The organism is Rhizobium azibense, from assembly GCF_004342325.1.
In the GTDB taxonomy this organism is placed as follows: domain Bacteria; phylum Pseudomonadota; class Alphaproteobacteria; order Rhizobiales; family Rhizobiaceae; genus Rhizobium; species Rhizobium etli_B.
Map to the genome: position 1 here is coordinate 72,945 of NZ_SMBJ01000002.1, position 26,039 is coordinate 98,983.

Annotated in this window: 23 protein-coding genes; 16 read left to right on the forward strand and 7 right to left on the reverse strand. The window is 57.7% G+C overall.

The features are described from left to right. Window positions 1-76: 76 nt before the first annotated feature. From EV130_RS04505 to EV130_RS04560, 12 genes are read left to right on the forward strand one after another with little or no spacing between them, the layout of a single operon-like run. Complete coding sequence (locus EV130_RS04505) at window positions 77-1,042, forward strand: carbohydrate ABC transporter permease (protein ID WP_196776363.1); 966 nt, start codon at window positions 77-79, stop codon at window positions 1,040-1,042. Then, window positions 1,039-1,992 (forward strand): carbohydrate ABC transporter permease, encoded by a 954-nt coding sequence (locus tag EV130_RS04510; protein WP_132659464.1) that lies wholly within the window; start codon window positions 1,039-1,041, stop codon window positions 1,990-1,992. The genes EV130_RS04505 and EV130_RS04510 overlap by 4 nt, the downstream gene beginning before the upstream one ends. After that, window positions 1,989-2,201, forward strand: a complete 213-nt coding sequence (locus EV130_RS04515) for a hypothetical protein (RefSeq protein ID WP_074064709.1) — start codon at window positions 1,989-1,991, stop codon at window positions 2,199-2,201. Before EV130_RS04510 ends, EV130_RS04515 begins: the two co-directional genes overlap by 4 nt. Window positions 2,202-2,204: 3 nt before the next feature. Then, a complete protein-coding gene (locus EV130_RS04520; protein WP_074064710.1) occupies window positions 2,205-3,302 on the forward strand; it encodes an ABC transporter ATP-binding protein in 1,098 nt (365 codons plus the stop codon). Further along, complete coding sequence (locus EV130_RS04525; RefSeq protein WP_132553014.1) at window positions 3,295-4,302, forward strand: ABC transporter ATP-binding protein; 1,008 nt, start codon at window positions 3,295-3,297, stop codon at window positions 4,300-4,302. Before EV130_RS04520 ends, EV130_RS04525 begins: the two co-directional genes overlap by 8 nt. 52 nt (window positions 4,303-4,354) lie before the next feature. Then, complete coding sequence (locus EV130_RS04530) at window positions 4,355-6,010, forward strand: dihydroxyacetone kinase subunit DhaK (RefSeq protein ID WP_132659466.1); 1,656 nt, start codon at window positions 4,355-4,357, stop codon at window positions 6,008-6,010. A gap of 28 nt (window positions 6,011-6,038) precedes the next feature. Next, window positions 6,039-6,653 carry a dihydroxyacetone kinase subunit DhaL gene (dhaL, locus tag EV130_RS04535; RefSeq protein ID WP_074064713.1) on the forward strand — a complete coding sequence of 205 codons (615 nt, stop codon included), beginning with the start codon at window positions 6,039-6,041 and terminating at the stop codon, window positions 6,651-6,653. After that, complete coding sequence (gene dhaM / locus EV130_RS04540; RefSeq protein WP_074064714.1) at window positions 6,650-7,051, forward strand: dihydroxyacetone kinase phosphoryl donor subunit DhaM; 402 nt, start codon at window positions 6,650-6,652, stop codon at window positions 7,049-7,051. The genes dhaL and dhaM overlap by 4 nt, the downstream gene beginning before the upstream one ends. Then, window positions 7,051-7,395, forward strand: a complete 345-nt coding sequence (locus EV130_RS04545; protein WP_074064715.1) for an HPr family phosphocarrier protein — start codon at window positions 7,051-7,053, stop codon at window positions 7,393-7,395. The genes dhaM and EV130_RS04545 overlap by 1 nt, the downstream gene beginning before the upstream one ends. Continuing rightward, on the forward strand, window positions 7,379-8,983 hold the full coding sequence (locus EV130_RS04550) for a putative PEP-binding protein (RefSeq protein ID WP_074064716.1): 1,605 nt from the start codon (window positions 7,379-7,381) through the stop codon (window positions 8,981-8,983). Before EV130_RS04545 ends, EV130_RS04550 begins: the two co-directional genes overlap by 17 nt. 1 nt (window position 8,984) lies before the next feature. Further along, window positions 8,985-9,395 carry a hypothetical protein gene (locus EV130_RS04555; RefSeq protein WP_074064717.1) on the forward strand — a complete coding sequence of 137 codons (411 nt, stop codon included), beginning with the start codon at window positions 8,985-8,987 and terminating at the stop codon, window positions 9,393-9,395. Between the two features lie 59 nt (window positions 9,396-9,454). Beyond that, window positions 9,455-10,450, forward strand: coding sequence for a dihydroxyacetone kinase subunit DhaK (locus EV130_RS04560; RefSeq protein WP_132553011.1), 996 nt, complete (start codon window positions 9,455-9,457; stop codon window positions 10,448-10,450). Between the two features lie 403 nt (window positions 10,451-10,853). On the opposite strand, the gene EV130_RS04565 is transcribed toward EV130_RS04560, so the two are convergent. From EV130_RS04565 to EV130_RS04580, 4 genes are all read right to left on the reverse strand, one after another. Continuing rightward, window positions 10,854-12,317 carry a lipopolysaccharide biosynthesis protein gene (locus tag EV130_RS04565; protein ID WP_074064719.1) on the reverse strand — a complete coding sequence of 488 codons (1,464 nt, stop codon included), beginning with the start codon at window positions 12,315-12,317 and terminating at the stop codon, window positions 10,854-10,856. 65 nt (window positions 12,318-12,382) lie between these two features. Then, window positions 12,383-13,372: a glycosyltransferase family 2 protein gene (locus tag EV130_RS04570; RefSeq protein ID WP_074064720.1), complete on the reverse strand. Its 990-nt coding sequence runs from the start codon at window positions 13,370-13,372 to the stop codon at window positions 12,383-12,385. After that, entirely contained in the window at window positions 13,372-14,391 is a 1,020-nt protein-coding gene (gene murB, locus EV130_RS04575; RefSeq protein WP_081377243.1) for a UDP-N-acetylmuramate dehydrogenase, read from the reverse strand. Before murB ends, EV130_RS04570 begins: the two co-directional genes overlap by 1 nt. Window positions 14,392-14,403: 12 nt before the next feature. Further along, window positions 14,404-15,717: a UDP-N-acetylglucosamine 1-carboxyvinyltransferase gene (locus EV130_RS04580; RefSeq protein ID WP_207900859.1), complete on the reverse strand. Its 1,314-nt coding sequence runs from the start codon at window positions 15,715-15,717 to the stop codon at window positions 14,404-14,406. A 391-nt stretch (window positions 15,718-16,108) separates the two neighbouring features. Between EV130_RS04580 and EV130_RS04585 the strand changes: the two genes are divergently transcribed. From EV130_RS04585 to EV130_RS04595, 3 genes are all read left to right on the forward strand, one after another. Then, on the forward strand, window positions 16,109-17,353 hold the full coding sequence (locus EV130_RS04585) for a polysaccharide biosynthesis/export family protein (protein WP_074064721.1): 1,245 nt from the start codon (window positions 16,109-16,111) through the stop codon (window positions 17,351-17,353). 70 nt (window positions 17,354-17,423) lie between these two features. Then, window positions 17,424-18,125, forward strand: coding sequence for a PIG-L deacetylase family protein (locus tag EV130_RS04590; protein WP_074064722.1), 702 nt, complete (start codon window positions 17,424-17,426; stop codon window positions 18,123-18,125). A 51-nt stretch (window positions 18,126-18,176) separates the two neighbouring features. Further along, window positions 18,177-19,349, forward strand: coding sequence for a DegT/DnrJ/EryC1/StrS family aminotransferase (locus tag EV130_RS04595; protein ID WP_074064723.1), 1,173 nt, complete (start codon window positions 18,177-18,179; stop codon window positions 19,347-19,349). 83 nt (window positions 19,350-19,432) lie between these two features. Here EV130_RS04595 and EV130_RS04600 read toward each other — a convergent pair whose 3' ends face one another. Further along, entirely contained in the window at window positions 19,433-20,797 is a 1,365-nt protein-coding gene (locus tag EV130_RS04600) for a pectate lyase family protein (RefSeq protein ID WP_074064724.1), read from the reverse strand. Window positions 20,798-21,004: 207 nt separating this feature from the next. Between EV130_RS04600 and EV130_RS04605 the strand changes: the two genes are divergently transcribed. Then, the gene (locus EV130_RS04605; protein WP_081377245.1) at window positions 21,005-22,279 is read left to right on the forward strand and encodes a glycosyltransferase family 4 protein; all 1,275 of its coding nucleotides are present in this window, start codon (window positions 21,005-21,007) and stop codon (window positions 22,277-22,279) included. A gap of 157 nt (window positions 22,280-22,436) precedes the next feature. Here the strand turns inward: EV130_RS04605 and EV130_RS04610 are convergent, their stop codons facing one another. Beyond that, a complete protein-coding gene (locus EV130_RS04610; RefSeq protein ID WP_074064726.1) occupies window positions 22,437-24,686 on the reverse strand; it encodes a GumC family protein in 2,250 nt (749 codons plus the stop codon). Next, window positions 24,683-25,999, reverse strand: coding sequence for a glycosyltransferase family 4 protein (locus EV130_RS04615; protein ID WP_245520020.1), 1,317 nt, complete (start codon window positions 25,997-25,999; stop codon window positions 24,683-24,685). Before EV130_RS04615 ends, EV130_RS04610 begins: the two co-directional genes overlap by 4 nt. Between the last annotated feature and the right edge of the window lie 40 nt (window positions 26,000-26,039).

Here is a 26,039-nt window from a genome sequence, read left to right on the forward strand (position 1 = left end):
TGTCTGGACGGCGGTCCGGATCGGCAAAGGAGCCGGGCCGCATGATGTCCCACATAAGCAGAGACCAGGTGACATCTTGAACATTTCCAACTCCATCGTCGAGAAGGCAGCGGATGCGACTGCAAAGGTAACGCCGATTTCGGTGGTCCGGCGCGTCCGCGGCTTGTCCGATCGAGCGATAGCATGGCTGTTCATCGCCCCCGCTATCGTCCTGTTGCTCGCGATCAACATTTTTCCGCTCATCTGGGCAATCTATCTTTCCTTCACGAACTATCGTGCCAACCGGCCGAATGCCGCTGTCGAAGGGGTGGGTTTGAGAAATTACGAGCGCGTCCTGACTGATCCGGACATCTGGCAGGCGATGCAGACGACGGCGCATTTCGTCTTCTGGACGATTGTGCTGCAGACCGTTATCGGCTTCACACTCGCCTACCTGATCGATCGCAAATTTCGCGGCCACGCCTTCTGGACGACCATCATCTTGATTCCAATGATGCTGTCTCCGGCTGTGGTCGGCAATTTCTGGCGTTTTCTGTACGAGCCGCAGATCGGTCTTTTCGCCTATGCAGTCTCCTGGCTCACCGGCATTGCGACGTCGGATATTCGGATGCTCGGCGACGTTTCGCTTGCGCCTTGGGCAATCATTATCGTCGATACCTGGATGTGGACGCCCTATGTAATGCTGATCTGCCTCGCCGGCCTGCGCTCGATCCCGGACTATATCTACGAAGCCGCAGAGGTCGACCGTGCCTCCCCATGGCGGCAATTCTGGTCGATCACGGTGCCGATGGCGCTGCCTTTCATCATGCTCGCCGTCCTGTTCCGCGGCATCGAGAACTTCAAAATGTTCGACATGGTAACGCTTTTAACCGGCGGCGGGCCTGGCTCGGTTACTGAAGTCGCCTCGATCACGCTGAAGCGAGCGGCCTTCGAGAGCTGGGCCACCGGCCGCGCCTCCGCCTTCGCTATCGTTCTCTTTGTCGCGGTATTCGGTCTCGCCAACATCTACGTCAGGGCCCTTAACAAGGTGAAGCAACGATGAGCTGCGCGAACTCCGCCCATTCGGTCGTTGAGCCGAGCTTCACCAGCAAGCGGATCGCCGGCGCGATCGTGATCCTCTACGCGCTGATCACTCTGATACCGCTGGTCTGGATTTTCCTGACCAGCATCAAATCGCCTCCAGATTCCATCAGCTACCCGCCGAAAATCGTCTTCACCCCGTCACTTGAAGGCTACTGCAATCTTCTGACCACGAGAACGCGGCAGACGCCTGAATACATCGCTTCCTTGCCCGAGCCGACAGGCACCTGCAACGAGGTGACTCGCAAGCGCAATATGGTCATCGCCGGCCCCTCGAATTTCTTGCCGCGCTTCTTCAATTCGCTGCTGATTGCGTTCGGATCAACTTTTCTCGCCGTCTTGCTCGGCACGATGGCCGCCTACGGCTTTTCGCGCTTCCGGGTGCCGCTCGCTGACGATCTTTTGTTCTTCATCCTGTCAACGCGCATGATGCCGCCGATCGCCGTCGCGATCCCGATCTACCTAATGTACCGGGAGCTCGGGCTGTCCGACACTGCATTGGGGATGATCCTGCTTTACACGGCGGTCAACGTGTCGCTCGCAGTCTGGCTGCTCAAGGGCTTCATCGACGAGATCCCCCGTGAATACGAGGAGGCCGCGATGATCGACGGCTACACCCGGCTGCAGGCCTTCCGGAAGGTCGTGCTGCCGCAGGCAACGACCGGGATCGCCGCAACCGCCATCTTCTGCCTGATCTTTGCTTGGAACGAATATGCCTTCGCCGCACTTCTGACATCAGGCAGCGCGCAGACTGCACCGCCATTCATCCCGACGATCATCGGCGAAGGCGGGCAGGACTGGCCGGCTGTTGCCGCGGGAACCACCATCTTCCTGATCCCGATCCTGGTCTTTACCATTCTCCTGCGCAAGCAGTTGCTGCGCGGCATCACCTTCGGAGCGGTCCGCAAATGATGAACATGATCGAAACGCCCCGCCCTGCCCGTCCGAAACGTCCCTTTTTCCTGCGGCGCGGTCCGATGGAAAACATCGCAACCGTGGTGATTGCAGCAGGTTTCGTGATGCTGTTTCAACCTTTCCTGCTGGTGGTCTACACATACTCGCTGGTCACACTGCTGACAGGGACCGCCCTGTTCATCGTCGTCTCGAAATTTCCGGAGTGAACCATGGCGGAGATCAGGGTAGAAAATGTCCGCAAGCAGTTCGGCAGCTTCGCTGCGGTCGAAGACTCGAGCTTCGTCGTCCATGACGGCGAGTTTCTTGCCCTGCTCGGGCCATCCGGCTGCGGCAAGACGACCACCCTTCGCATGATCGCCGGTCTTGAACTGCCGACCAGCGGCAAGATCTATCTCCACGGCGAAGACGTCACCTTCAATCGCGCCAGCGCCCGCGACATCGCCTTTGTCTTCCAGCTCTTTGCGCTCTATCCGCACATGAACGTGCGCCAGAACATCGGCTTTCCGTTGCTATCTCAAGGGATGCCGAAGGCTGAAATACGCGAACGCGTCCAGGAGACCGCGCGCCTGCTACAGATCGATCATATTCTCGCCAGGTCCGTCTCCGGGCTTGCCGGTGGCGATCGCCAGCGTGTGGCGCTCGCCCGCGCCATCGTGCGGCGCCCGAAATGCTTTTTGATGGACGAACCGCTCGGTACACTCGATGCGGAGTTCCGCGAGGTCATGGTTCATGAGCTGCGCGAGTTGCACAACCGCATCCACGCGACGACGGTCTACGTCACGCACGATCAGCATGAGGCGATGGCGATGGCAGACAAGATCGCCGTCATGAACCATGGCGTCATAGAACAATTCGGGACGCCACAGGAAATTTACAGCAAGCCTGCGACCATGTATGTCGCGGATTTCATCGGCTCTCCACCGATGAATTTCATCCGCTTCACCTGCGGCCTTAAGCAGGGAGACCGATCGATCTCTCTCGATGGCGTCGATGTCGCCGTTCCCGAGATTCTCCAGGACTTGAGGGTCGGCGAGCTGGCGCTTGGCGTGCGGCCCGAGCACATCCGCTTCAGCGATGCCTCCGACCTGCGCGGCGCCGTATATGGCAGCGAGTATCTTGGAACAAATCAGATCGTGGCGATCGAAACCCGCAGCGGACTGATCAAAGCCCGCGTTCCGGCGAACCGCAACTTTCGCATCGGCGAAACGGTCGGTCTCGAATTCAATCCTGCCAATCTTGCGCTCTTTGACTGCCAGTCGGGCCGTGCGGTCGCTTCATCGCTCTATTCGGAGGTCCGTAATGGCTGATGTCGTTCTTAGAGATCTCAACATGCGTTTCGGCGACACGCAGGCGCTCAGCAACCTCAATCTGACGATCCGCGATGGCGAATTCGTCGTGCTGCTGGGGCCGACTGGGGCCGGCAAGACGACGACGCTCCGTCTGATCGCCGGTTTAGAGCGGCCCGACAGTGGCCATATCGAGATCGCCAACCGCAACGTTGCTGGCCAATCCCCTGCCGAACGCGACGTGGCATTCGTGTTCCAGCAATATTCGCTTTATCCACATATGACGGTTTACGAAAATCTTGCCTTTCCCCTCAGGGCGCCGGTTCGAAAGATGAGCAGCGACGAGATCGATCGGCGCGTTCGCGAAATTGCACAGATGGTGAGGATCGATCATAAGTTGGAAAACCGCTCAACGCGTCTTTCCGGCGGAGAGATGCAGCGCGTTGCAATCGGCCGCGCGCTGGTGCGCGAACCAGCCATCTACCTCATGGACGAACCGCTTTCGTCTCTCGACGCCAAGCTTCGGGGGGAGCTTCGACTGGAACTCAAGCGCATTCAGAGGGAACTGGGCTCGACCCTTCTCTATGTGACCCACGACCAGATAGAGGCCATGACGATGGCGGACCGCATCGGCATTGTCGCCCAAGGCAGGCTCCTGCAGGTCGGCACGCCTCGGGAAATCTACGGCAATCCCGCCAGCCTTCACGTTGCAGCCCGTCTCGGGCAACCGCATATCAACCTGCTGCCTGCCGACCTGCTTCCTGGCGCAAGTCCTCCAAAGGGTACGAAGACAATCGGCGCACGCACCGAGCATCTCGAGATCATTGTCGCCAAGGATGCAAACGCAGAGGTCGATTGGATCGAGCACTTGGGCGACCAGAACCATCTGCATATCCGTGTTCGTGATCACAAGCTCGTCACGCTTGCAGATCCATATCTGTCAATCAGACCGGGCGACAGGATCAATCTTAAACTCCGCGACCCGCTCTATTTCGATGCGAGCGGACAGCGGCTGGCTTGAACCGAAGATACTGAGCAACGCAGGCATGCGAAAAACAGACGGGTCTCAATCAATGAAACATTTCTTTAATCGTCGGGAAGACATCGTCACGGACGCTCTGGACGGCCTGCTGCTCACAAGCGGCCCGGGCCGCCTTGCCCGTCTTGATACATTTCCCGAAATCAAGGTGATATTGCGCGCGGACTGGGATCATTCGAAAGTGGCAATCATTTCAGGCGGCGGTGCGGGGCATGAGCCTTCGCACGCCGGGTTCGTCGGCAAGGGCATGCTGACGGCAGCGGTATCTGGGGAGATATTTGCTTCGCCGAGCGTCGACGCGGTCCTGACGGCGATCCGCACCGTTACCGGACCCCGCGGAGCCCTGTTGATCGTCAAGAATTATACCGGCGACCGCTTGAATTTCGGGCTTGCGGCCGAAAGGGCCCGCGCCGAAGGTTTCGACGTTGAGATGGTCATTGTTGCAGACGACATCGCGATCCCGGATATCATCCAACCGCGTGGCGTCGCCGGCACCTTGTTCGTTCACAAGATTGCCGGATATTACGCCGAGATCGGAACGGATTTAAAGACAGTCGCCGCACGTGCTGCATCCGCAGCAACCGATACCGTCTCGCTCGGCATGTCGCTTTCGACTTGCAGTGTACCCGGCCAGTTGCATGAGGACCGGCTTGGCGCGAACGAAGGCGAACTTGGCCTTGGTATCCACGGGGAACCAGGCGTCGAGCGCATCGCACTTCAACCGGTCGCCGATATCGTTGCCGCAATGACCGGGCGGCTTGCCGCAAAGGTGGACGATTCGCGAAGCCATGCCCTTCTCATCAACAATCTTGGCGCCGTCCCGCCTCTCGAAATGGGCCTGATTGCCAATACCGTCCTGTCTTGCCCTCTCGCACGCCGTGTCAAACTGATTGTCGGGCCGGCGCCGATGATGACGGCGCTCAACATGAACGGTTTCTCGCTCTCCCTGATCCCGCTGGATGACGCGCGCGAGGTCGCTTTGAAGGCCCCGGTCGACCCGCATGCCTGGGTACCTGCAGTCGAACATCGTGGGATCAATGTCATTGCAGGTCCCCAAAGCGGCGCCGTTGCGGATAAAACGGCCGCAGCCAGCGACGACGGCCATAGCCGTCGCCTGATAACAGCGCTCTGCGAGCACCTGATTTCGCTCGAAAGCGAGCTTAACCGCTTGGACGGCCGCCTCGGCGACGGAGACACTGGCTCCACGGTCGCAACCGGCGCTCGCAGCGTGCTTGCCCGTATTGACACCCTGCCGCTCAAGGAGCCCGCCGCCACCCTGGCTTCGATCGGCGACATTCTGAGTATGAGCATGGGGGGCTCGAGCGGCGTTTTGCTGTCGATCTTCTTTACCGCCGCAGCCAAGGCTATGGCGGATAAAGCCGATATCGCCGCGGCCCTTCTTGCCGGCCTTGATCGGATGACGTTTTATGGTGGAGCCGGGATCGGCGACCGCACCATGGTCGATGCGCTGGCCCCGGCGCTTGCAGCACTTACCTCCGGCAACCTCGCGGCGGCGGCGAAGGCGGCTGTGGCAGGCGCGGAATCGACCAAGTCGATGAAGAAGGCAAAGGCTGGACGCGCCTCGTATGTCGGGGAGGAGGATCTGAAAGGAGTGCCTGACCCTGGTGCGGTGGCGGTCGCGGGCGCATTCGAGGTCGCGGCAGCCATTGCGGCGACAGCCATGGCGTAAAAACGTGCCGCCGTTGGGAGGACATGAGGTGCAGGCAGAACCCGTGCTTGTTTTGGGACTGATCGAAGCTTGCCGGGCGGTCATCACGGCAAACACCGATCACCTTTGCGCGCTCGATTGCGCGATTGGAGATGGAGACCACGGCAGCAACATGCAGCGAGGATGCGAGGCGGTGAGCGCGCAAGGAACTGCCCTTTCCAACCTCCCCTTGCCTGATGCCGTGGAAAAGATAGGAATGACTTTGGTGATGAATATCGGCGGTGCTGCGGGTCCTCTTTACGGGACACTGCTGATGGAAATCGGCCGGGAGCTGCGGGCACGGGACCGGACTGACGATTTCGCGATCGTGCTGAAAAAGGCGATCGATGCGGTTGCAAGGCGCGGACGTTCGCACCAAGGCGACAAGACGCTGCTCGACGTGCTCTATCCGGTACAGGATGCGCTTGCCCGATCTTCGACGCTGATCGATGTCGCGCGGCACGCCGAACGCTCCGCCAGCCTGACCGCCGCCATGCGGGCCAGGCGCGGCCGCGCCTCTTATCTCGGCGATCGTTCGATCGGTCATGTCGATCCGGGTGCATCAAGCTGCGCGCTTTTGACTACGGCTATCTGCCATTATTTCGGGGAGAACCATCGGGCATGACGACTGGAAACACCGCAAACGTCGGAATCGTGATCGTCTCCCACTCGCCGTTGGTCGCGCGAGGTATTGCCGACATGGTGCGGCAGATGGTCGGTGACTGCGTGCCGCTCGCCTGGTCGGGAGGCAATGTTCGCGGAGAGCTCGGCACCGACGCTGGCGGCATCCTGCAGGCAATCGAGACGGCCTGGTCGGATGCAGGGGTCGCCGTCTTCGTCGATCTCGGTGGGGCGGAAACAAACAGCGAAATGGCGATCGAGATGCTCGGCGCGCCGCGCTCGGCGCTCGTTGCGATCTGCAACGCCCCTTTGGTGGAAGGCGCCGTCATCGCGGCGGCGGAGGCCTCCGGCGGCGCTTCGCTGTCAAAAGTCGTCGCTACGGCCGAGGAGCTCTCGCCCTGATGAGCAGTGAATTTCGAATAGAGACGACGGAGACTACACGATTGCATGTCAGCTACCAGACGGACGTGGAGGTCAAGCATGCTGTTGGACTGCACGCGCGCCCGGCCGTGACATTCACCCGGCTTGCAAAGTCGTTCCCATGTTCGATCGAAGTCGCCGTGAACGGCAGCGATGTCTGGCTGAACGGCAAGAGCATTATCAAAATCATGAGCGCCAGAATCCGCAAGGGATCGGTTCTACGCATAAGAGCGGACGGCATTCTGGCGGAAGAGGCAGTCAAGGAATTGAAGGAACTTGTCGAACGCAACTTCGACGAGGACAAGAAACATGGCCGAACGGGATAGCCTAAAAGCAACGAGCGCTTCTTCCGGCGTCGCCTACGGACCGGCGCATTTGGCAGAAATGCCTGTTGCCGCCCCTTCGTCACTGCAGCCTGCTTCAGGATATCAGGCGCTCATCGACGCCATCGAAGCATCGGTCGGCGAGCTTGAAGCCCTCGCCGCAAGGTCGGACGCCGAAAGCCGAGACATCATCGATTTTCAGATCGAGGTTCTTCGCGACCCGACGATAGCGGAAACAGCCGAAGCGCGTATGGATGCCGGAGAAAATATCGTCTTTGCGTGGGCAGGTACGCTCGACGACTACATCGGCGAATTGGAGACGGCAGACGAAGAGCAGGTACGGGCGCGCGCCGTCGATATCCTGGACATCAAGAACCGCGTGCTCTGCGCGTTGGCCGGAGCACCCATCGCGGACTTTCCGGCAGGCTCGATCTTTGTTGCCAGGGATATGGAGCCGAGCCGCTTCCTGGCACATGATTGGTCGCAGGGCGGAGGCATCGCGCTGTTTAATGGCAGTGCCATCGGCCATGTCGCGCTGCTCGCACGGGCGAAATCGATCCCCATGGTCGTCAACACAGGGCATTTCAACGTTACGGAAGGCGATGATATTCGGGTCGATGCAGACAGCGGTGCAATCACCATCCATGCCGATGGTGCAGGCGCCGAATCGGCTTCGACGAAATTGATTTCCATGTTCACGGACGCAAGTCCTTGTGACAATGGTGAGGTGCGCACGGCCGATGGGACGAAGATCCTGCTGTCGATCAATGTAAACGACCCGGCCGATCTGGATTCAGTTGAGCCGGTGACAACGGCCGGCGTTGGCCTGATGCGGTCGGAATTTGCGGTCTCGTCGGTCGCGGAGGCGGCGAGCGAAGAGAAGCAGATCGTCATCTATCGTCACGTCCTGAAATGGGCGGCTGGCAAGCCTGTGACAATTCGCATGCTGGATATCGGCGGCGACAAGCCACTTGCCGGGCTCAGTGTGCCACCTGGCGGACCGGCAACGGATCTGCGGGGCATCCGTCTCCTGCTCGCACACCCCGAAATTGCGCGCGTGCAAGCACGCGCCCTGCTGCGTGCCGCAGTCCACGGCGATCTTCGCGTGACGCTGCCGATGGTCACCTTTCCGTCAGAGATCAACGAGATGCGGAGCATATTCCGTGAGGAAGCCGAACGGCTCTCCAGCCGCGGCATGCCTCACCCCATCCCGCCGATCGGCATGATGGTGGAAGTGCCGGCCGCTGCACTGATGCTTGACACCTTTGAAACCGCTGATTTTTTTTCACTCGGAACCAATGACCTCACACAGCAGCTCGCCGCCTCCACTCGCGATGGCGCCAACTCGATGACCTTTCATCGCGCTGCCATACCGGCGCTGTTTCGTTTTCTTGAAGGAGCGATGCGACTTGCGGCAAAGGGCGGCAAACCTGTCAGCATCTGCGGAAACATCGCGGGCGACCCCCAATGGCTTCCGGGATTGCTTGCGATCGGCTTGCGGCACTTTTCCGTGGCGCCCGTACAGCTTCCCGCGATAAGATCGGCGATCGTCGGGTTGAGAGCCGATGGAACAAAGGCAGCCGGAGATTAAGATGGCGCGCGACGACACCGAGGACGCCATTATCGCCTACAAGTCCATCCTGGCGCAGATCATCGACAATCGTCCCTCCGGCACACGTCAGCGGCTTGCCACGGAGCTCGGAAAGCACCGTAGCTTCGTTACGCAAATTACAAGTCCGACCTACGCGACACCGCTGCCGGCCCGGCACTTGGCGACGGTTTTTCAGGTGTGCCACTTCAGTGCCGCCGAACAGGAGCGTTTTCTGGACGCCTATCAAACGGCGCATCCGGGGAAACTTCCGGAGCTGGGCCATGCCGAAAAGTTGCGGCAATTTTCCATCATGGTTCCGGATTTCGGCGACGAGAGGAAGAACCGCCTGCTGGAGGAGGCCATCTCCGATCTGGTGCAGAAGATCGCCGCCCTTTGCGGAGGAACGGATTAATCGGAATTTCGCGGACCGGCTAAGGACCGCAAACATATCGCCGCCTTGGGGAGGGCTGGATGAAGAGGTTCATGAACACTGCGCAAACCATGGTCGCTGAAAGCCTGGAAGGCTTCGTGCGCGCCCATGGGGAATTGGTCGTGTTCGGCGCAGGGCGAAAATGCGTCCGCCGTCGACACTTCACACCAGGTAAGGTCGCAGTCATCTCCGGAGGGGGCGCCGGTCACGAGCCTATGCATATCGGATTTGTCGGCAAGGGGATGCTGGATGCGGCCTGCGTCGGGCATATTTTTACCTCGCCGACGCCTGACCAGATCGTGAGCGCCATAGAGGAGGCGGACACAGGAGCCGGATGCCTGCTCATCATCAAGAATTATGACGGCGACATCATGAACTTCGAGATGGCGATAGAAATGGCCGCCAACCGCCACAGGATCGAAACTGTCATCGTCAGCGACGATATCGAGACAGGAAGAGCTGATGAAGGCCGAGGACGCCGCGGTGTCGCAGGCACGCTGATCTTCGAGAAAATCATCGGTGCGGCGGCGGAACGGGGCCTGCCGCTCGCCGAATTGAAGCGGATCGGCGCCCGGCTGGACGGACGTGTCCGGACAATGGGAGTGGCGCTCAACGGGGTCACGATACCACAGATCCAGCGCACGACATTTTCAGTGGACACGGACGAAATGGAAGTGGGCGTCGGCATCCATGGAGAGCCGGGCCGTTCGAGACAACGCCTCCTGGCCGCTGACGACATCATCCGTCATCTCTGCGAAACAATCTCGGCAGACATCTCCATCCAGCCGGATACGAAAGCCTTGCTCTTCGTCAACGGCCTTGGCAGCACGCCGCCGGCCGAACTCTATCTTGCCTACAACGCCGCTCACCGTTTCATGGAAGAGCGGCTGTTTCACATTAAACGCGCACTGGTCGGCACCTATGTCACCTCCCTCGACATGCAGGGACTGTCGGTCACACTGGCTTTGCTGACCGACGATGAGATCGCATTGTGGGACTCGCCTGTGGCGACGGCAGCGCTGAATTCGTCGCCTTGACTGGGCATGCCGCCGTCTCACGCCACCCGCTGAGCGCTCGGCGCATTTGTCCAAAGGAAGGGCAACCGTCGCAAACCGGCAGGCATTCCATACCATGGACGATCATCAAAAATGTCGCGATGCTGGACGTCGCGCGTCTGGTCGTGCGCCGAACGGGCGAACCTCATGAGCCGTTGAATGGGATCGTCAAGAGACCGCGGCCTTCATTACAAACGACGGCAATGATGATGCCCGCGTTCGCTCACCCTTTGCACGGCCCTCGTCGAGCAGCAGATTGAATTCTTTGCCTTCTGGCGGATATTCTGGTCCGATCCTTCATATGTGAGCTATCAGATGGTATGCGGGCGTGGCGCCAAGGGGCGCAGTCAGCATCGACAGCGTCGAGGCCTGTCGGGGCCGGTCCTCACAAAGACGATGGATCATTTCTACCAGAGCGCAGCATTGAACGAATTGCGCTGCGCATGTGGCCACTAAATTCAGCGCCCTCGTTGCCGATCAGATTGATCGGCATCCGATATACGAAGCAAAGCGAGAAGAGACCCAGATACAGGATTTCGCAAAGCAGTATGATGCTCGCATGCGCGTTTTCGAGCCGCAGCACATAAGCGATGACAAAGCAAGGAATGCCAACCATAGCCGATACACGCATGCCGTATCGATGCTCTATGATCAACTCGATGAGGGAGACGCGGGCCACTTTGCAGGCAAACGCTGTGATTACGCAAAAATATACAAAAATCGCCAGTCCCACTGCTGTCGCCACGGCTGACAGTCCATGCCCTACAACCAACAACGTACCGCATATCGTCAGGCATGCATAAACAGCTTGCGACAGGATAAGCGCGCGTATGGCCGCCGTCGCACGCAGAAGAGATCCGCTCACTCGTGAAGCCAACCTAAAGTACATTCCAATTGCGAGAAAGGAAAACACGGGGATTACTTCCCCCCACTGCTTGCCGAGCAGGGACAAAACAATCTCCGGAGCGAGAATATAGATTACTGCGCTCATTGGCATTCCAAAAAGAGCGGTTAGACCAACGCCTCGCAGATAGGCTTTCTTGAGCCGCGCTGGGTTAGACTGCACCTTGGCCATCGCAGGAAAGACGACTCGATCCGCCATACGGGCGTAAACGTCCGTCGGTAGACTCATCAGGCGATATGCTCGAGAGTAGAGGCCAAGGTGAACTGCATCCAAGGATCGGCCGACAATGGCGATGTCGGCGCGAAGCGCGATGAAATTGATTACTCGTGATGCAGTAAAGCCGGATCCCTTTCCCATCAGACGACGGCTGGATGGACTATCAAATATCGGTCGAAGGTTCGGTTTAGCGGCATAAACCAGAACGAGGGCCAGGAAACTGGCCTCACATATCGATGCCGCGGCAAGGGCCCAATATCCGAAACCCGCAAATGCCAAACCGATGCCGGTTGTGCCGTATGCGAGTGTTTTGGCCGCAATCTCGCTCATTCGGATACGGCGCATCTCCAGTCGGCGTAAGAGGAGGCCCTCGGATATCGAGGTGAATGCTTGAACGATGATGATGAACGACAGCGCTCTAACAACAACTTCCGACGCGGGCATGTTCATGAACCGCGCAAATGGCGCAGCGCAAGCCTGCGCCAGAATGAAGAGAATGGCAGACGAGATCAGAACCAACGTGAGTGCTGTCCGCTGCTCAACTTCCGTGAGGCTTGGCAATTGAACGATCGTCGCGCCGAGCCCGATCTCACGCAGAAGATTGCAAAATGAGAGAAACAAGATCGCCGTTGCCATGACGCCAAAATCCGCTGGCGACAGCAGGCGTGATAAGGTGGCCATGTAAGCCAAGTCGATGGCTATGCCTGCGCCTTGATATATCGAGGTCATCGCGACCTCGGATCGGACTTGGTGACTGAGACCTTTGTTTGCGGGCTCTGACGAAGTCATCCAGATCAAGCGGCCCTGTCCGCGCGGTGCGCTGCCGCCCACCCTTTGAGTAGGCGCACAAGACGATTGGCAAGCGGAGTGAGTGGCCCCAGCCACGGAGCGAATAAAATAACGCGTGTAATCCAGGCTGAGATGACTGGTTTCTCGTTGAAAGCCGCCTTGAGCAAATGCCTTGCATCATCCTCAAGTCCAATCAAGGCCCGCCGCCTGGCCTCTGAGGCGAGGCGTGTCGCAAGATCCTTTGAGCGCGGTCGCATCAACGCGGAAATCGGCCCATTCGCATCCAGGGGATCGGGTCTGCCTGCCATGCGCTCTCGCGCACAATACAAGGCGAAATCTCTGCAGCTCATCGCAACTGCTAACTTGCGCGCATCGCCGGTTACAGAATCCTTGCGCTTCCAAGCTTTGTATAAAATCTCGGGAACGACAGCCATCGCTCCATAGTCCGTCATGCGCAGCCACAGATCGAGATCCTGACGATATAAGAAGAAGGTTCTATATCCCCCGGCTCTTTCATATACAGAGCGTCGCATAAGAACCTCGCCCTGGGAAAAAGGATTGCCGCTAAAGAGTTGTACTTTAATATTCTTATCGACGACCGGCTTAACAATGTAACTCTTCGAAGCTATGTCCGATACGACTTCCCGATAGCAACCCACTGCAACCACGCCGGGGTTCTCGTCCAGAAATCGAACTTGGCTCTGCAGTCGTGTTGGATAGGATATGTCGCCTGATCCCTGCACCGCGATGAACTCGCTGTCTGTGCAGGCGATAGTCGAAATCATAGTCCGCGTGAACCCGGCGTTGCGTTGCGTCGAAACGCGGATCTTATCCGACTCATGTTTCAAAAGTGCCTGGAAGGTGCCATCTTGCGACCCATCGTCAACGAAATAAGCCTCGAAATCCTGATATGTCTGATCTCGAATTGCCGTGACGGTCTCATCGACCAGATGAGCCCTGTTGTAGTATGGGGACACTACGACCACGCGAGGCATCAGTTCCACTTTCCTGACTGAACCGACAGATGAGCTGGTTGGAGCACTCCGTCGGGACGAACGTGACGGACTTCGCAGTCCAGTAAAAAGCCGCTTCGTTCAAAGATCGTCCTTCTTACCAAATCGATCAGGCCCAGCACATCCGAGCTCGTCGCACCACCGAGGTTGACGATAAAGTTACCATGACCGGGGGCAATCTGTGCTCCACCTATGCGACGTCCCCGCAACCCGGCATCCTCGATCGCTTTTCCCGGCGGGCCGACCACGTCGTACATCTTGGGGTCACTGAGGAAAACTGAGCCGCAGTTCGGCAAGCGAAGGGGGAATTTCTTTCGTCTCGACACCATAATTTCAATCATTGTCCTTCGCACGTCGGACTTGTTGGCGGTGGCAAACTCGAAATCTGCTTCCAGCAGGACAAGGTTCGGCCGCTGCAGGTTGGATTTTCTATATGAGAATTCGCATGCATTTCGATCCAAGATGTTCACCTTGCCATCAATGTCGACGACGGTGGCGCTTACAAGGTTGCTGCCGATCCCCTTTCGCTGGCTGCCGCCGTTCATAACAACCAGGCCGCCTAGAGTTCCAGGAATCCCCACAGTGTGCTCCGCACCTGTCAATCCGGCCGATCCGACCTTTCGGGCAAAAACAGGAGTCCATATTCCAGCTTGAGCGACGACGTGTGTGCCATTGATCGCGATCTGCGACATTTTCCGGCCGATCCGCAGAACGACACCTCGAAACCCTGCATCATCAAAGAGAAGGTTCGTGCCATCGCCAATCACCAGGAATGGCACTTTCTCTGCACCCAGGCACTTCAAAACCTCGCTGACCGCGCGCCCGTCGAGTGGTTCCACCACGACGTCAGCCGGCCCACCAATTTGCCATCGCCCGACATATTTCAGCGGGACATGAGTTGAAATCTCAACGTTCCTGATTGTCCCGAGAAGCGACACAACATTTTTGCTTGATATCTTCGGAGTGTTCACAGTCAGTTCCACGATGACCAACAGCGCCATTTCCGCCTGTCTTCATTCGGCCAGGACGTCCCCACCCAACGATGTAACTTTCTCGATGAATCGATCGTAACCACGTTCAATTTGCCAGGCATCGTGAACGACCGTCTCTCCGTCGGCAACAAGACCGGCCAACGTCAGGGCGATGCCTGCGCGAAGGTCACGTGCTGTCACTTCCGCGCCACGCAACTTGGTGCCGCCGCGAATTCGCAGGAGATTGTCCTCGATGGAATAGTCAAGTCCCATCAAGCCCATCTCTTGCGCGTAGAGGTAGCGTCCAGGGAAACGCAAATCAATGATCTTGCTCTCCCCGCGCGACATCGCACCGAAGGCTGCAAAGAGGGGCTGCATGTCCGAATTTATTCCGGGATAGGCGCCGGTACTGATCTCTACAGGATAACAGTTGCCGCCGCGAACGATTATGCTCTCCTGACCGGTATAAACACGCGCACCGCTTTCCTTGAGGTGTATGAGGGGAACCTCCAGGTCCGATAGCGGAAAGCCATGGATCTCAACGTCGCCGTTGGTGATACACGCCCCGACCAACCATGTTAGAGCTTCCATGTTGTCGCCAATGACCCTGTGTCGAACACCTGTGAGCTCTTCTCGCCCTTCAATTTCGATGCGCTCCTGACCGAACACCTTGATCTTTGCGCCCATCGTCCGGAGCATGGCGATCAGATCGATTATTTCAGGACGGATATGCGGGTTCCAAACGGTGGTAACACCGCGGGCCAATGCGCCGCACAAAAGAGCATTCTCGGTAGCCCCGGTTGAGCGGATCGGCAAGCGGATGTCGGCGCCTGTCAGACCCTTAGGGGCATAGGCTTCGAGACTGGTGTCTGTTTCTGTAACGGTCGCGCCAAGTGCCTTGAGAAGCATAACATGCAGGTCATGCTTCCGCTCTCCGAATTTGCAGCCACCCGGCAATGGCACACAGCCTCTCCCGGTACGAGCTGTAAGGGCACCCAATATCAACAGCGTGTTGCGAATAGAGCGGCCCCTCCACACCAGCTCCGCCGGCGGGGGAACAATTTCCTCAATATAGGCAATCTCGCCTTCGACAACGCAATGCTTTCCAAGCGCCTCCAGCATCCCAAGATGTACCTGCGCGTCCAGGAGCATCCCGGGATAGTTCGAGATCTCGACTTTACCAGATGTCAGCAGCGAGGCTGCGAGAAGACGCAGCACGCTGTTCTTCGCTCCACTTACCAAGACTTCCCCTTCGAGGCGGGAGGCATGGACGCGATATATAGACACTTGCCGTTCGCTGTGCATTTGCGAAAGTGGCTGATAGGCTCCCAACTCAGCTTTGTTTTCGATGAGCATCTCTCAACTCCTGGTGAGGCACTCGATATCTTCCGCTAGAATGCAACAGAGTATCAGTATGCACATCAGCTGCCCGAAGGTGGAATAATTTATGTTAGAATATTACTGGCAGAAAATCTAACCTTAAAAAACAACATACCATCAAAGAATCAAATAAACGACAAGCGAAGCACACCCAAAAATTGATACTCGGAGCGTATCGCATCAAATAGAATATAATTCTGACGGGTTACGCAACCGAATTTCATAGCCCAAATTATATTCATTCTCATATACTATTAGGTGCACGGGTTTAACATTTATTTACTTGACGTTAAAAGTAACAACTTTCTTAGATAGAGATCGGACCCACGCCGGTTGCGCGCAACCGCTGCGTCAATGGGAGGACGTGATGTCAGCTCATCCTTGGATGAAAAGCGACGCAATTTCCGGCAAACGCCTTGCGTCTTGCCGGTCGATCTGGGTCGCCCTGGCCATCCTTGTCGCGGCCGCGAACGGTACGCGATCGGAGGTTTACCAGCTGCAGCCCGGAGACGTCGTAAATTTTGATTTTCTTGACGACGCCCTGCTGCCAGTTCTGTTGACAGTTGACGCGGATGGGACTGCGCAATTTCCCTTGGTCGGCGGCGTTGAAATCGGGGGTCTCAGTGTTAGCCAGGCGCTGGAAAAGTTACGGACCGAGTACAAGAACCGGCAGATGTTGGTCGATCCTAAAATTGCTTTGAACATCGCGACCTACAAGCCGGTGTTTGTCCTGGGCGAGGTCAAAAATCCCGGATCCTTTCCCTTTTATCCGGGCTTGACGGTCGAACAGGCTGTCGGCCTTGCAGGTGGGACTTTGACGGCGGCGTCGAGTGCGTCTGACAAGATCATGGCCCGCGCGAGATTGCGTGGGACGATGGACGGCGCCGAGGTGGAAATCGTCCATGAGGCGATCTACGCAGCACGTTTGGCGGCCCAGTTACGTGGTGCCGAAACCATCGACTTGCGCGACGCTCCAGAGACCGCGCGACCCTTTCTCGAAAAAACATCACTTAAGAGCGTGCTCGAGATCGAGGAGAAGATCCTGAAGACCGATCTGATTACCACACAGGCTCAAGTCCAGATTCTGACGCAGGGGATTGCCGAAACAGAGGCAGCCTTGAAGATCCTCGCCCAGCTTGAAGTCGAGCAAAAAAGTGTCGTCGAGATGAACGAGCGAGATCTTGAACGTGTGACCGCGCTACGCAAACGCGAATTGAATACGGAGACCGAGATCGCGCGGGTCAAGAATACGACCTCCAATGAAAAAACCCAGCTTCTGGAGATATACGCGGAGATGTCACGCTCGAGGCGCGAACTCGGCAACCTCAAGCTGGAGCTCGCCAAACTGCAGGCAGATCGGGAAAAAGACATATTACTGAAGCTCCAGGAGCGCGAAGCAGCGATCAAGAAGCTCCAGTCCACGCGCCAATCCGCCGAAGAGCAATTCTATCTCATTGCTTCGGTGGCCGCCGACGAAAGAAATCGTGACCAGATCTCCTTCACTTACGAGGTTCGCCGCCCCAAAAAAGGGGTCAACACCGTGATCGATGGTGCGCCATATACGGAGTTGCTTCCGGGGGATGTTGTCGCTGTGTCGATCGCGGGCATGTAGCAATCGAGGAGCGAACGTGGTCTCGAGCATCAGCGTCACCTCCCTATATGAACGCGGGGATAAAAAGCCGATGGAAAAAGGCTGCGAACGCATGTTGAGCGATGTCTTCGGTAGGACGCTTGTCATCGCGCCCCATGCGGACGACGAGGTCCTCGGGGCAGGTGGTACAATTGCACGGCTCGCTTCGGAGGGAGCCGAAGTTCGGATCGTCATCGTAACCGAGGGTAAGCCGCCGCAATACCCATCCGAGGCCGTATCTCGCTTGAGGGACGAGGCTCGCCTGGCGCACGCTATCCTTGGTGTCGGCAAAACCGATTGGATGGGTTTCCCCGCAGCCGGCCTGGCCGAGACGGCCGTTTCCGATTTGAACCGCTCGCTGTTCGAGATCATGACGGCATATTCCCCGCAAACGCTTCTCCTCCCTTTCGTCGGAGACATGCATGTCGATCATCAGATCGTCTTTACGTCTGCGCTCGTGGCGGCAAGACCTCATCAGGAGCAATATCCGAGACTGATTCTGGCATATGAGACCCTCTCGGAGACGAATTGGAACGCGGCCTATGTGACGCCCAGTTTCGTTCCACACGTCTTCATCGATATCGAGGAGCATCTCGAAACCAAATTGGAAGCGATGTCGGCTTTTCAGTCGCAGCTGCGGCCACCACCGCATGAGCGCGCGATCGAAACCTTGAGGGCGCTGGCGACGTTGCGCGGCGCAACCGTCTTCAGTCAAGCCGCGGAAGCCTTCGTGATGGTTCGCCAGGTTCTGTGACGCAGGAGCCGGTTTCGAGAAGCGGATATCGCATCTAACACGGAGGGCGAAATGGCGAAGTGGCCGGTTTTTGATGAAGAGCAGATCGAAGCGGTCGCTTCCATGCTTCGCACCGGTCAGGTCAATGCCTGGACAGGCCCCTATGTTGCGCAGTTCGAAGAAGCCTATGCCGCCTTTCTAGGCGTTGAACACGCCATCGCCGTCACCAATGGAACCGCTGCCCTCGAACTGGCATTGTTCGCCCTCGGCTTGGGTGCCGGGGACGAGGTCATCGTGACCCCACGCAGTTTCGTCGCATCAGCCGCTTGCGTCCCTTTTTGCGGTGGAATGCCGGTCTTTGCAGATATCGATGAGAACAGCCAGAATATCACGCCAGCCGCGATAGCACAGAAGGTTTCATCGAGGACCAAGGGCATCATCGCCGTCCATCTTGCAGGATGGCCATGCGACATGCCCGAGATCATGGCTTTTGCCCGCCAAAGAGGTTTGTGGGTCATTGAAGATTGCGCCCAGGCGCATGGCGCGGAAATCGATGGGAGGCCGGTCGGGTCCTTCGGCGATATTGCTGCCTTTTCGTTCTGCCAGGATAAGATCATCACCACAGGCGGCGAAGGCGGCCTCATCGCGATGAACGACACAGCACTTTGGAAGAAGGCGTGGAGCAGAAGGGATCACGGAAAATCGTATGATGCCGTTCATCAAAAGGCGGGCCGAAGCGGTTTTCGCTGGCTTCACGAGTCCGTCGGCACCAATTTGCGGATGATGTCGTATCAGGCGGTGCTTGGCCTCTGCCAACTCGCCCGGCTAAAGGAGTGGCAAGCGACAAGAGAAAGAAATGCGAACATACTAATCACATCGACTGCCGACCTCGATGCTCTTCGCACACCAGTTCCGCGTCGCGGCATTCGCCATGCGTATTACCGCTTCTACACGTTTGTTCGTCCTGATCGACTGAAGATGGGCTATGATCGCGATCAGATTCTGGCGAGCCTGAACAGCGCAGGCGTTTCCTGCTTTACCGGAAGCTGCTCAGAAATTTACCTCGAAAAAGCATTCGCCGACCTGCAACCGGTGGGGAGGTTGCCTGTCGCGCAAAAACTCGGCGAAACGAGCCTAGCTCTCCTCGTCGATCCCAGCTTGAGCGAAGTGGCCGTTCTTCAAAATGCCAGAGCGCTTCGGGATGCGGTCCTTGCGGCGACCGACAGCGCCAGAAAATCGGCTTAGGCCCAACCGTTGTACGCAGAACTGGGATCGCACGCCTCTGCATGGACCTCATTGCCCGACGACCGGGTTGGTCGGTGCCTGCATCACTGTGGGTACCGACCAGCGATCCGTTCTTCCGAGAGCCATTCCATGAATTCGTCGAAATGGGCTGGGCCGTCAGGGGTGGTCACCGCCCAGGCATCATTTACCCCGGGCTTGGCGGCAAACCTGGCCTCGACGGAATCGGCCATCCCGTCTTGATCGTCATCCCTATAGGCAGCCCCGGTATCCATCGACGGAATCTGACCGGGTTCGCTCACCATCTTGCCGTCGCCCTTCTCCCCCTCCGGTCCCATATCGTTGGCCCAGCCACGATCGAGGCTGTCGCGTGGGAACGCGCCCGATCGTGTTCGAACGTCATGGTAAGCTTTTGCTGCCGGTGCGATCGCAGTCACGCTTAAGGCGCAGGGCGGACTGGAAACAAGAAAGCGCTCCGTATCGGGCGCCACGGTGACGATCGTCTTGGAAGGCGGTGCCCAGGTTACGTTGCCTTCCTGATAGATCTGCGGTTCCGCAACCATGGCGGCATCTTTCGACCGAATGGCGTAGGTCAGATCGTTAGTACTCGGGCCTGCTTTGAAATAGTTCCCGGCGTATGCGATCGGGGTTCCGCCTGGAAATTGCGAGAAGATCTCCGCCCACTCGGACCGCGCATTGAAGAAAACGTTGTTGACGATCTCGATACAGGACTGCCCGTAGTGATTGTTGTCTGGATTCCGATCATTGTTCGACAGACACAGATTTCGGAGAAACGTCAGTTTTTGCGGCGCCCGAGGATCGGATCCAAGCAGCGTGCATTTGCTATGTTTGTTGAGGCCCTCCGCAAGAATCGAATTTGCGATCGTGACCTCCGTGGCGTCAGCGTGGGTACTGATGTTTTCATCCGTTGCCCAGGAAACCGAGACATGGTCAACATATACTCTCTGGCTGTTCTCGATGACCAGTCCGTCAACGTTCTTGACAGTGTTTGGGAGCTGCGGCCGGATGCGAATATGCCGCACGATAACGTCATTCGTTCCCTTGATTCCCAATAGCGTATTTTTTCCCTTCTTGTCAGGCCGCTCAATCGTCAAGACGATGCCACCGCCCGGTGCCGTCTGCCCGAGGATGGATACCAAAGCATTTTCGCTGCGCACGATGAGCGTTCGCTTGAGCTTGATCGTACCGCCAACCCGGAAGACGCAGTTCCTCGGACCGGCCGCCTCGATGCAGGCTCTGAGGCTTCCCGGCCCGCTGTCTTCCAGATTTGTGACAGCGATGATCGCGCCCCCTCTTCCGCCTTGCGCGCTCTTTCCGTAACCCTCGGCGCCAGGGAACGCATCGGACGCTGCGTTTGCTGCCTGAGTAAAGCCGACAGCCTCCAGCCAGATGAAGGTGAATGTGACTAGGTAGGTTGCAGCCAAGCGCATTGGAGAGCAGCAGGGCCTTTGCCGATGCATGCCATCTCGCGGGTCCATGCCGTTCGCATCCAAAGCCACCACCTCAACCGATACCAGGTGAACAGAACGCGCCTCGCGCTATCGTTAGCTGGCCGTTCAGCTCGACGAGGATGAGCCTTTTCGAAGCGCGCTCTGTCGAATTGGGCCGGGCTTCAGTACAATCAATAACCAATTGGGGTGATATCAAATATCGCTCCATTCGGCGATACTATCGCCGATACGGTTTACACAGGTAAACAGGCTCTGGCGCATACAAGCTTTCGAATTTTGGGGGTAAATCCATTGGGTTCGAAGCCAATAGTCGTGGTCTATCCGTTTGTCGGAGATAAATTCGGCGGAAGCGACATCTCGGCAATCAAGCTGATCGAAGCGCTCCAGCCTTCCGAGGTGCGGCCCGTGGTCGTCGTCCATCGGCCAAACGGGGATTTCGCAAAGTATCTGGACAAGCGCAAGATTGACTATCTGACGGTGAAGGTTTCCATCCTCAGACCTCGATATCGCGGCGCCACTAGAAGCGCTGTTGCGGCAGGCTATCTTTACACCATCGCCCGATTGATCCGTTTTCTTCGCCGACACAAGGCAGACATCGTCCACACCAATGATGGCTCGATTCACGCGACATGGGGGCTCCCAACGGTGCTTTCTGGAGCACGCCTCCTATGGCACCATCGCGGGGATCCGGCCGGACGGGGGATAAATCTCCTCGCACCGTTTATTGCCAGTCACATCGTAACTGTCTCCAACTATGCAAAGCCAACCTCGCCTCTGCTACCCATCAACGACCGGACCTCGGTGATCCACAGTCCTTTTGACCATCCAGAACCTCTGCTTGACAGAGAAGAGTGCCGTATGGATCTCGTGCGGGAACTCGGACTGGATGAGAAAACACGCCTCGTAGGATTCTTCGGCACACTCATCGATCGTAAGCGTCCAATCCGCTTTGTCGAAGCCATCCACGCGTTTTGCGCGCAACATCCGGAACCGAAGATCGCAGGCTTGTTGTTTGGAGCGCCCAGCCATTGCGGCGAGCGACTCGATGTCGAGGTGACGGCACGCGCGCGCGAATTGGGCATAGAAAATGCCATTCACCTGATGGGCTTCCGCTCGCCGATCAACCGTTTGATGTGCGCCATGGACATTTTACTTGTACCGGCAATCAACGAACCGTTCGGAAGAACCCTCATCGAAGCGATGCTCGTTGGAACGCCGGTTATTGCGACGAATCACGGCGGAAATCCCGAAGCAATCGTTGATGGAGAGACCGGTTATCTGGTCGAGCCCGAAGTGCCGGACGCCTTTGTGCCGCCGATGGCCAAGCTCTTGAAGGATGCGCCTGAATGGCAGCGCGTGAGCGCAAACGCACAGAAATCTGCATTGGCGCATTACGGCGTTCGTTCCCATACAGAAAAAATAATGAATATCTATCGTGAGCTTGCCGGCAGAACCGCATGATCCATGAATTGGCTAAACCTGCTTGAGGGAGGCGAGTTGCCAGTCAGTGCAAAGGACCGTTTTTCAATGGCGGGCCGCTCAAGCCGTCGTTGCCCGCCCTTTCTTCTGCCATCTGTGTCCGGTGTCTTGCGACGGCGCTTATTACCTGGAAAATCACTTATGCGGTTTGTTTCTTGCGAAACCGCGCTTTGAATTGCGCCCACGGCCAGGGGTCCACCAGTCCTGCATTGCCTGCTTCAGACATCGCGCCCTGGTTTAGAATTCCCCCAAGTATGAAGGGTTGGTTGACCGAGAGGCGGTTCAGCGCATTCACCAGCTTTCGTTCCGTTGTGCATCCGGCCGAGGCGACCACAACGATGGAATCCACATGGGCGGCGAGCCAAACAGCGCCTTCCTCGCTGTCCAAATTCGGCGCGTCGATGATGATCAGATCATACATTTTGCGCAAATAGGAGCAAAGTGGTCCTAAATCGTCGGCGGTGAAGCTTGCAAAGACGACGTCAAGGCGAGGATGAGCCGGTGACGTCATGCTCGAGATGCATAAATCGGGTGATTCTTCGATCTTCGGCACCAGACGAGGAGCGGCTATGCCAAGAAGAGCGCCCGCACCTTTCGCCGATGGGTCGAAGTCAACCAGAACCGTGCGAAGACTGCTCGTTGCCGCCGCGGCAGCCATGCCGAGGGCGAGCGCAGTCTTGCCGTCGCCAGGCGACGGTGAACAAAGCATCACGATCTTTCCACCAATCGAGCGTTCGATTGTCCGCCAGGCAAGACACAAGTTTCGCATTGCCTTTCCGAAGGGCGAGGATGGATGATCGACGGCAAATTCGAACGAGCTGGCACCGTTGCGAAAGTGCCGGTTCACGCGTGGAACGGTTACCAGGTTAGGCCGGCCCAGAATGTCTTCCAGGTCGTTCGAGCGATACAGGCGATCGTCGAGCACATCGACAATGATGACAGTCAGGACCGCGAGGATGAGAGAACCCAGCGATCCCGAGACGACAACCAGGGCCGGCTTCGGAAAGGTCGGGCTCGTCGGCACCTCCGCATAGGACGCGACACTGGCTGACGCTTTGTGTTCGCCCCGCTCGGGATCTAGATCCCCCAGTCGAAGCACGACCTGATCATAACGCTTCTGCTCGGCCAGCAGATCTCGCTCAAGTTCCCGCCGACGAATTTCCGCAAGACTTCGGCCCTGTATCTGCTTCTGGAGCACTGCGACATCGGTACTAAACTTGGCAGCACGGACGGCTGCGACGTCTGCGCTATTTGCCAATTCCTGGACAATTCGTTCTGCTTCGTCCGTCATCATCCGTCGATTGGCTTCGAGCTCGGCGTCGGCATCAGCGATCAACGGGTGGTTCTTGGCGAATTTAGAGCTCAGCTGCGCCTTCAGCCGTTCCAGACGTGACTGCTCGGTGCGAAGACGATCCAACGGCTCTGACGCGACCACACGTACGACGGCCGACACATCGCCCGACGCGATCAGTGCTTTGGCCTCGAGATATTTCGACCGAGCGGCGGTCTCGTCAGTACTTGCTACTGCAAATTGCTCGTTGAGAAGCTCCAATCGAGACCTGAGAATGTCATCCTTGGGATCGAAAGTGAGATCGCGATTAGCCGAAAACGCTGCGATTTCACGTTCCATTGTCGCTATGCGGCTGCCAAGTTCCTTCGCCTGACCTCGAAGATAGTCGATTGTGTTCTTCGTTGCTTCATCCGTAAGCTTGGCAGTCCAGTCTACATAATGTTGAGCAATGGCGTCGGCGATCGCCGCTGCCTTCAGCGCCCTTGTCTGCCGCACATGGATCGTCATCGCAAGGCTGTCACCGTTGCGGTCGACGGTGAAGGAGCCCAGCAGCGCCGATATCGCCCTGTCGCGCTGAACGCTCTTCGAAACCAGTCGGCTGCGAACCATGTCGGGGGTCTGCTCCGGGGCAAAGAATTTGGTCGTAGCAGAAACGAGAAGGCTGATGCCTCCTTCATTTTCGTCGTCGCGGCGCGGAAGGTAGGTATTGTAGTCGGGGTCGTTCACCAGGTCGAGCGCGTCCACCACAGTGCCCACGAACACCCGCGATTTGATGACGTCCAATTCCGTTTCCATGACGGATTTGTCGCGCTCCTGTTTGCGGAGTTCCTCGACGGCCTCATAGGGACGGGCATCATTGCGATCGAAAACAATGGCAGACGAAGCGACATAGACCCTTGTCATGAAGGCGGCGGTCAAGACGGTCAGAACCAGCCCGCCCGCAAGGACTGAAAAGAAGGACCATCGGTGCCTGCGCACCAGTTCCAGCAGATCGACAAGTCCATAGCCTGAACGCGGGCGGAGCACGCGCCGCTGATACGTGATGCTGTGGTGCCTGCCTGAAGGCGATGGAGCGAGCCCATGTGCTGTTATCTTCACCCTCTCCAAGAGATGACCCTCCCAGTTGCATCGAGCGATCGGTTGACAGTGTCAGCCTGGTTTTCCTCCCGTCCACAAGCTCCTGCAGCCCCTCGGCCCGCGTGGTCATGGTTTGAGAGACCCATTCGTTCGATGAGTATTGCGTTGATTGAGTGGACGTCGAACCGGGTGCAGGCCAGTTCGCGCGAACGCCGACCCATCTCAACGGCCAGTCCAAGGCGGTCGGCAAGCGCCCACATGGCGCCGTAAAGGCTGTCTGCGCTTCGCGGCGTGACAAGGTAACCGTTTTCGCCGGGTTCGATGGTGTCCCGGCAACCGGGAAGGTCCGTTGTAATGATCGCGCGCCCGACGGCCATCGCTTCCAGGATGGCGCGGGGTATTCCCTCTCGGTAGTAGGAGGGCAGCACGAATATGTTGCACTGCGCCAGGAAGGCGCGGACATCGTTTGTCTCGCCAAGGTAGTTCACGATCCCCTCTTCGATCCACTCCCTGACCTGCAGCCGCGATATTGCCCCTGGATTGGGATCAAACGGTCCGAGAAGTTGAAATTCGGCATCAGGCCGATGCCGCTTCAAGCGTCGTGCCGCCTCCACATATTCGAAGACGCCCTTGTCCCTGATCAGCCGGGTCACCATCAGAAAGACAGGCTTTTCGAACGGGGCCGGTGCGAAGGCGTAGCGATCGACATCCACGCCGGAGCCGGCAACGCGATGAATGACGGAAAGGTCGTGGACCAATGAATTTTCAAGGATGTCCGAGCGGTCTGCATCATTATAGACAAAAACCGCCTTCGCTCCTGCCATCGCCCGCCGATAAAGCCACACGCTCAGTCGTTTGATCCAACGACCCTTTAGAGTCCTCAGGCTCGCTTCCGAAAAAACATGCCCCAGGCCGGTTATCAGAAAGCAACGCCCCGCAATACCTGCTGAGCGGGCTGCGATTCCACCGTAGACGATCGGTTTCATCGTATAGGGGACCACGACATCAGGCCTTACTGTTTTCAATAGCCGCCGAATCTGGAGGAATGTCGCAATGTCCCTGACCGGGCTCAAGCTGGCACGGGCCATAGGAATTCTGGCGAACTCAACGCCGATCCTCGAAAGATCGGCCTTCACTTCCGCGTCGTCTTCGGGACCTGCAGCGACCACGACATGGCCGGCCCGCACCATGGACTTTAGAAGTTCCAAACGGAAATTCGTTAACGAACGGCTATAGCTGGACAGTACCAGAATGCGCTGGCTTCGTTCCCGCTGGCGCCAAAGCAGGCGATCCAATGGAATGTTATCCGTTGGTGCTGCATCCACATTCAACACAGTTGTCTCCAGACGAGATCCAATAGACCAGCTTCGTGGG

Coding starts and splice junctions, on each gene's coding strand:
- EV130_RS04560 (WP_132553011.1), top strand. CDS start 9,455: ATGAAGAGGTTCATGAACACTGCGCAAACCATGGTCGCTGAAAGCCTG.
- EV130_RS04600 (WP_074064724.1), bottom strand. CDS start 20,797: ATGCGCTTGGCTGCAACCTACCTAGTCACATTCACCTTCATCTGGCTG.
- EV130_RS04525 (WP_132553014.1), top strand. CDS start 3,295: ATGGCTGATGTCGTTCTTAGAGATCTCAACATGCGTTTCGGCGACACG.
- EV130_RS04515 (WP_074064709.1), top strand. CDS start 1,989: ATGATGAACATGATCGAAACGCCCCGCCCTGCCCGTCCGAAACGTCCC.
- EV130_RS04585 (WP_074064721.1), top strand. CDS start 16,109: ATGTCAGCTCATCCTTGGATGAAAAGCGACGCAATTTCCGGCAAACGC.
- EV130_RS04595 (WP_074064723.1), top strand. CDS start 18,177: ATGGCGAAGTGGCCGGTTTTTGATGAAGAGCAGATCGAAGCGGTCGCT.
- EV130_RS04580 (WP_207900859.1), bottom strand. CDS start 15,717: ATGCTCATCGAAAACAAAGCTGAGTTGGGAGCCTATCAGCCACTTTCG.
- EV130_RS04530 (WP_132659466.1), top strand. CDS start 4,355: ATGAAACATTTCTTTAATCGTCGGGAAGACATCGTCACGGACGCTCTG.
- EV130_RS04555 (WP_074064717.1), top strand. CDS start 8,985: ATGGCGCGCGACGACACCGAGGACGCCATTATCGCCTACAAGTCCATC.
- EV130_RS04510 (WP_132659464.1), top strand. CDS start 1,039: ATGAGCTGCGCGAACTCCGCCCATTCGGTCGTTGAGCCGAGCTTCACC.
- murB (WP_081377243.1), bottom strand. CDS start 14,391: ATGGCGCTGTTGGTCATCGTGGAACTGACTGTGAACACTCCGAAGATA.
- EV130_RS04565 (WP_074064719.1), bottom strand. CDS start 12,317: ATGACCTCGATATATCAAGGCGCAGGCATAGCCATCGACTTGGCTTAC.
- EV130_RS04570 (WP_074064720.1), bottom strand. CDS start 13,372: ATGCCTCGCGTGGTCGTAGTGTCCCCATACTACAACAGGGCTCATCTG.
- dhaM (WP_074064714.1), top strand. CDS start 6,650: ATGACGACTGGAAACACCGCAAACGTCGGAATCGTGATCGTCTCCCAC.
- EV130_RS04550 (WP_074064716.1), top strand. CDS start 7,379: ATGGCCGAACGGGATAGCCTAAAAGCAACGAGCGCTTCTTCCGGCGTC.
- EV130_RS04520 (WP_074064710.1), top strand. CDS start 2,205: ATGGCGGAGATCAGGGTAGAAAATGTCCGCAAGCAGTTCGGCAGCTTC.
- EV130_RS04545 (WP_074064715.1), top strand. CDS start 7,051: ATGAGCAGTGAATTTCGAATAGAGACGACGGAGACTACACGATTGCAT.
- EV130_RS04590 (WP_074064722.1), top strand. CDS start 17,424: ATGGAAAAAGGCTGCGAACGCATGTTGAGCGATGTCTTCGGTAGGACG.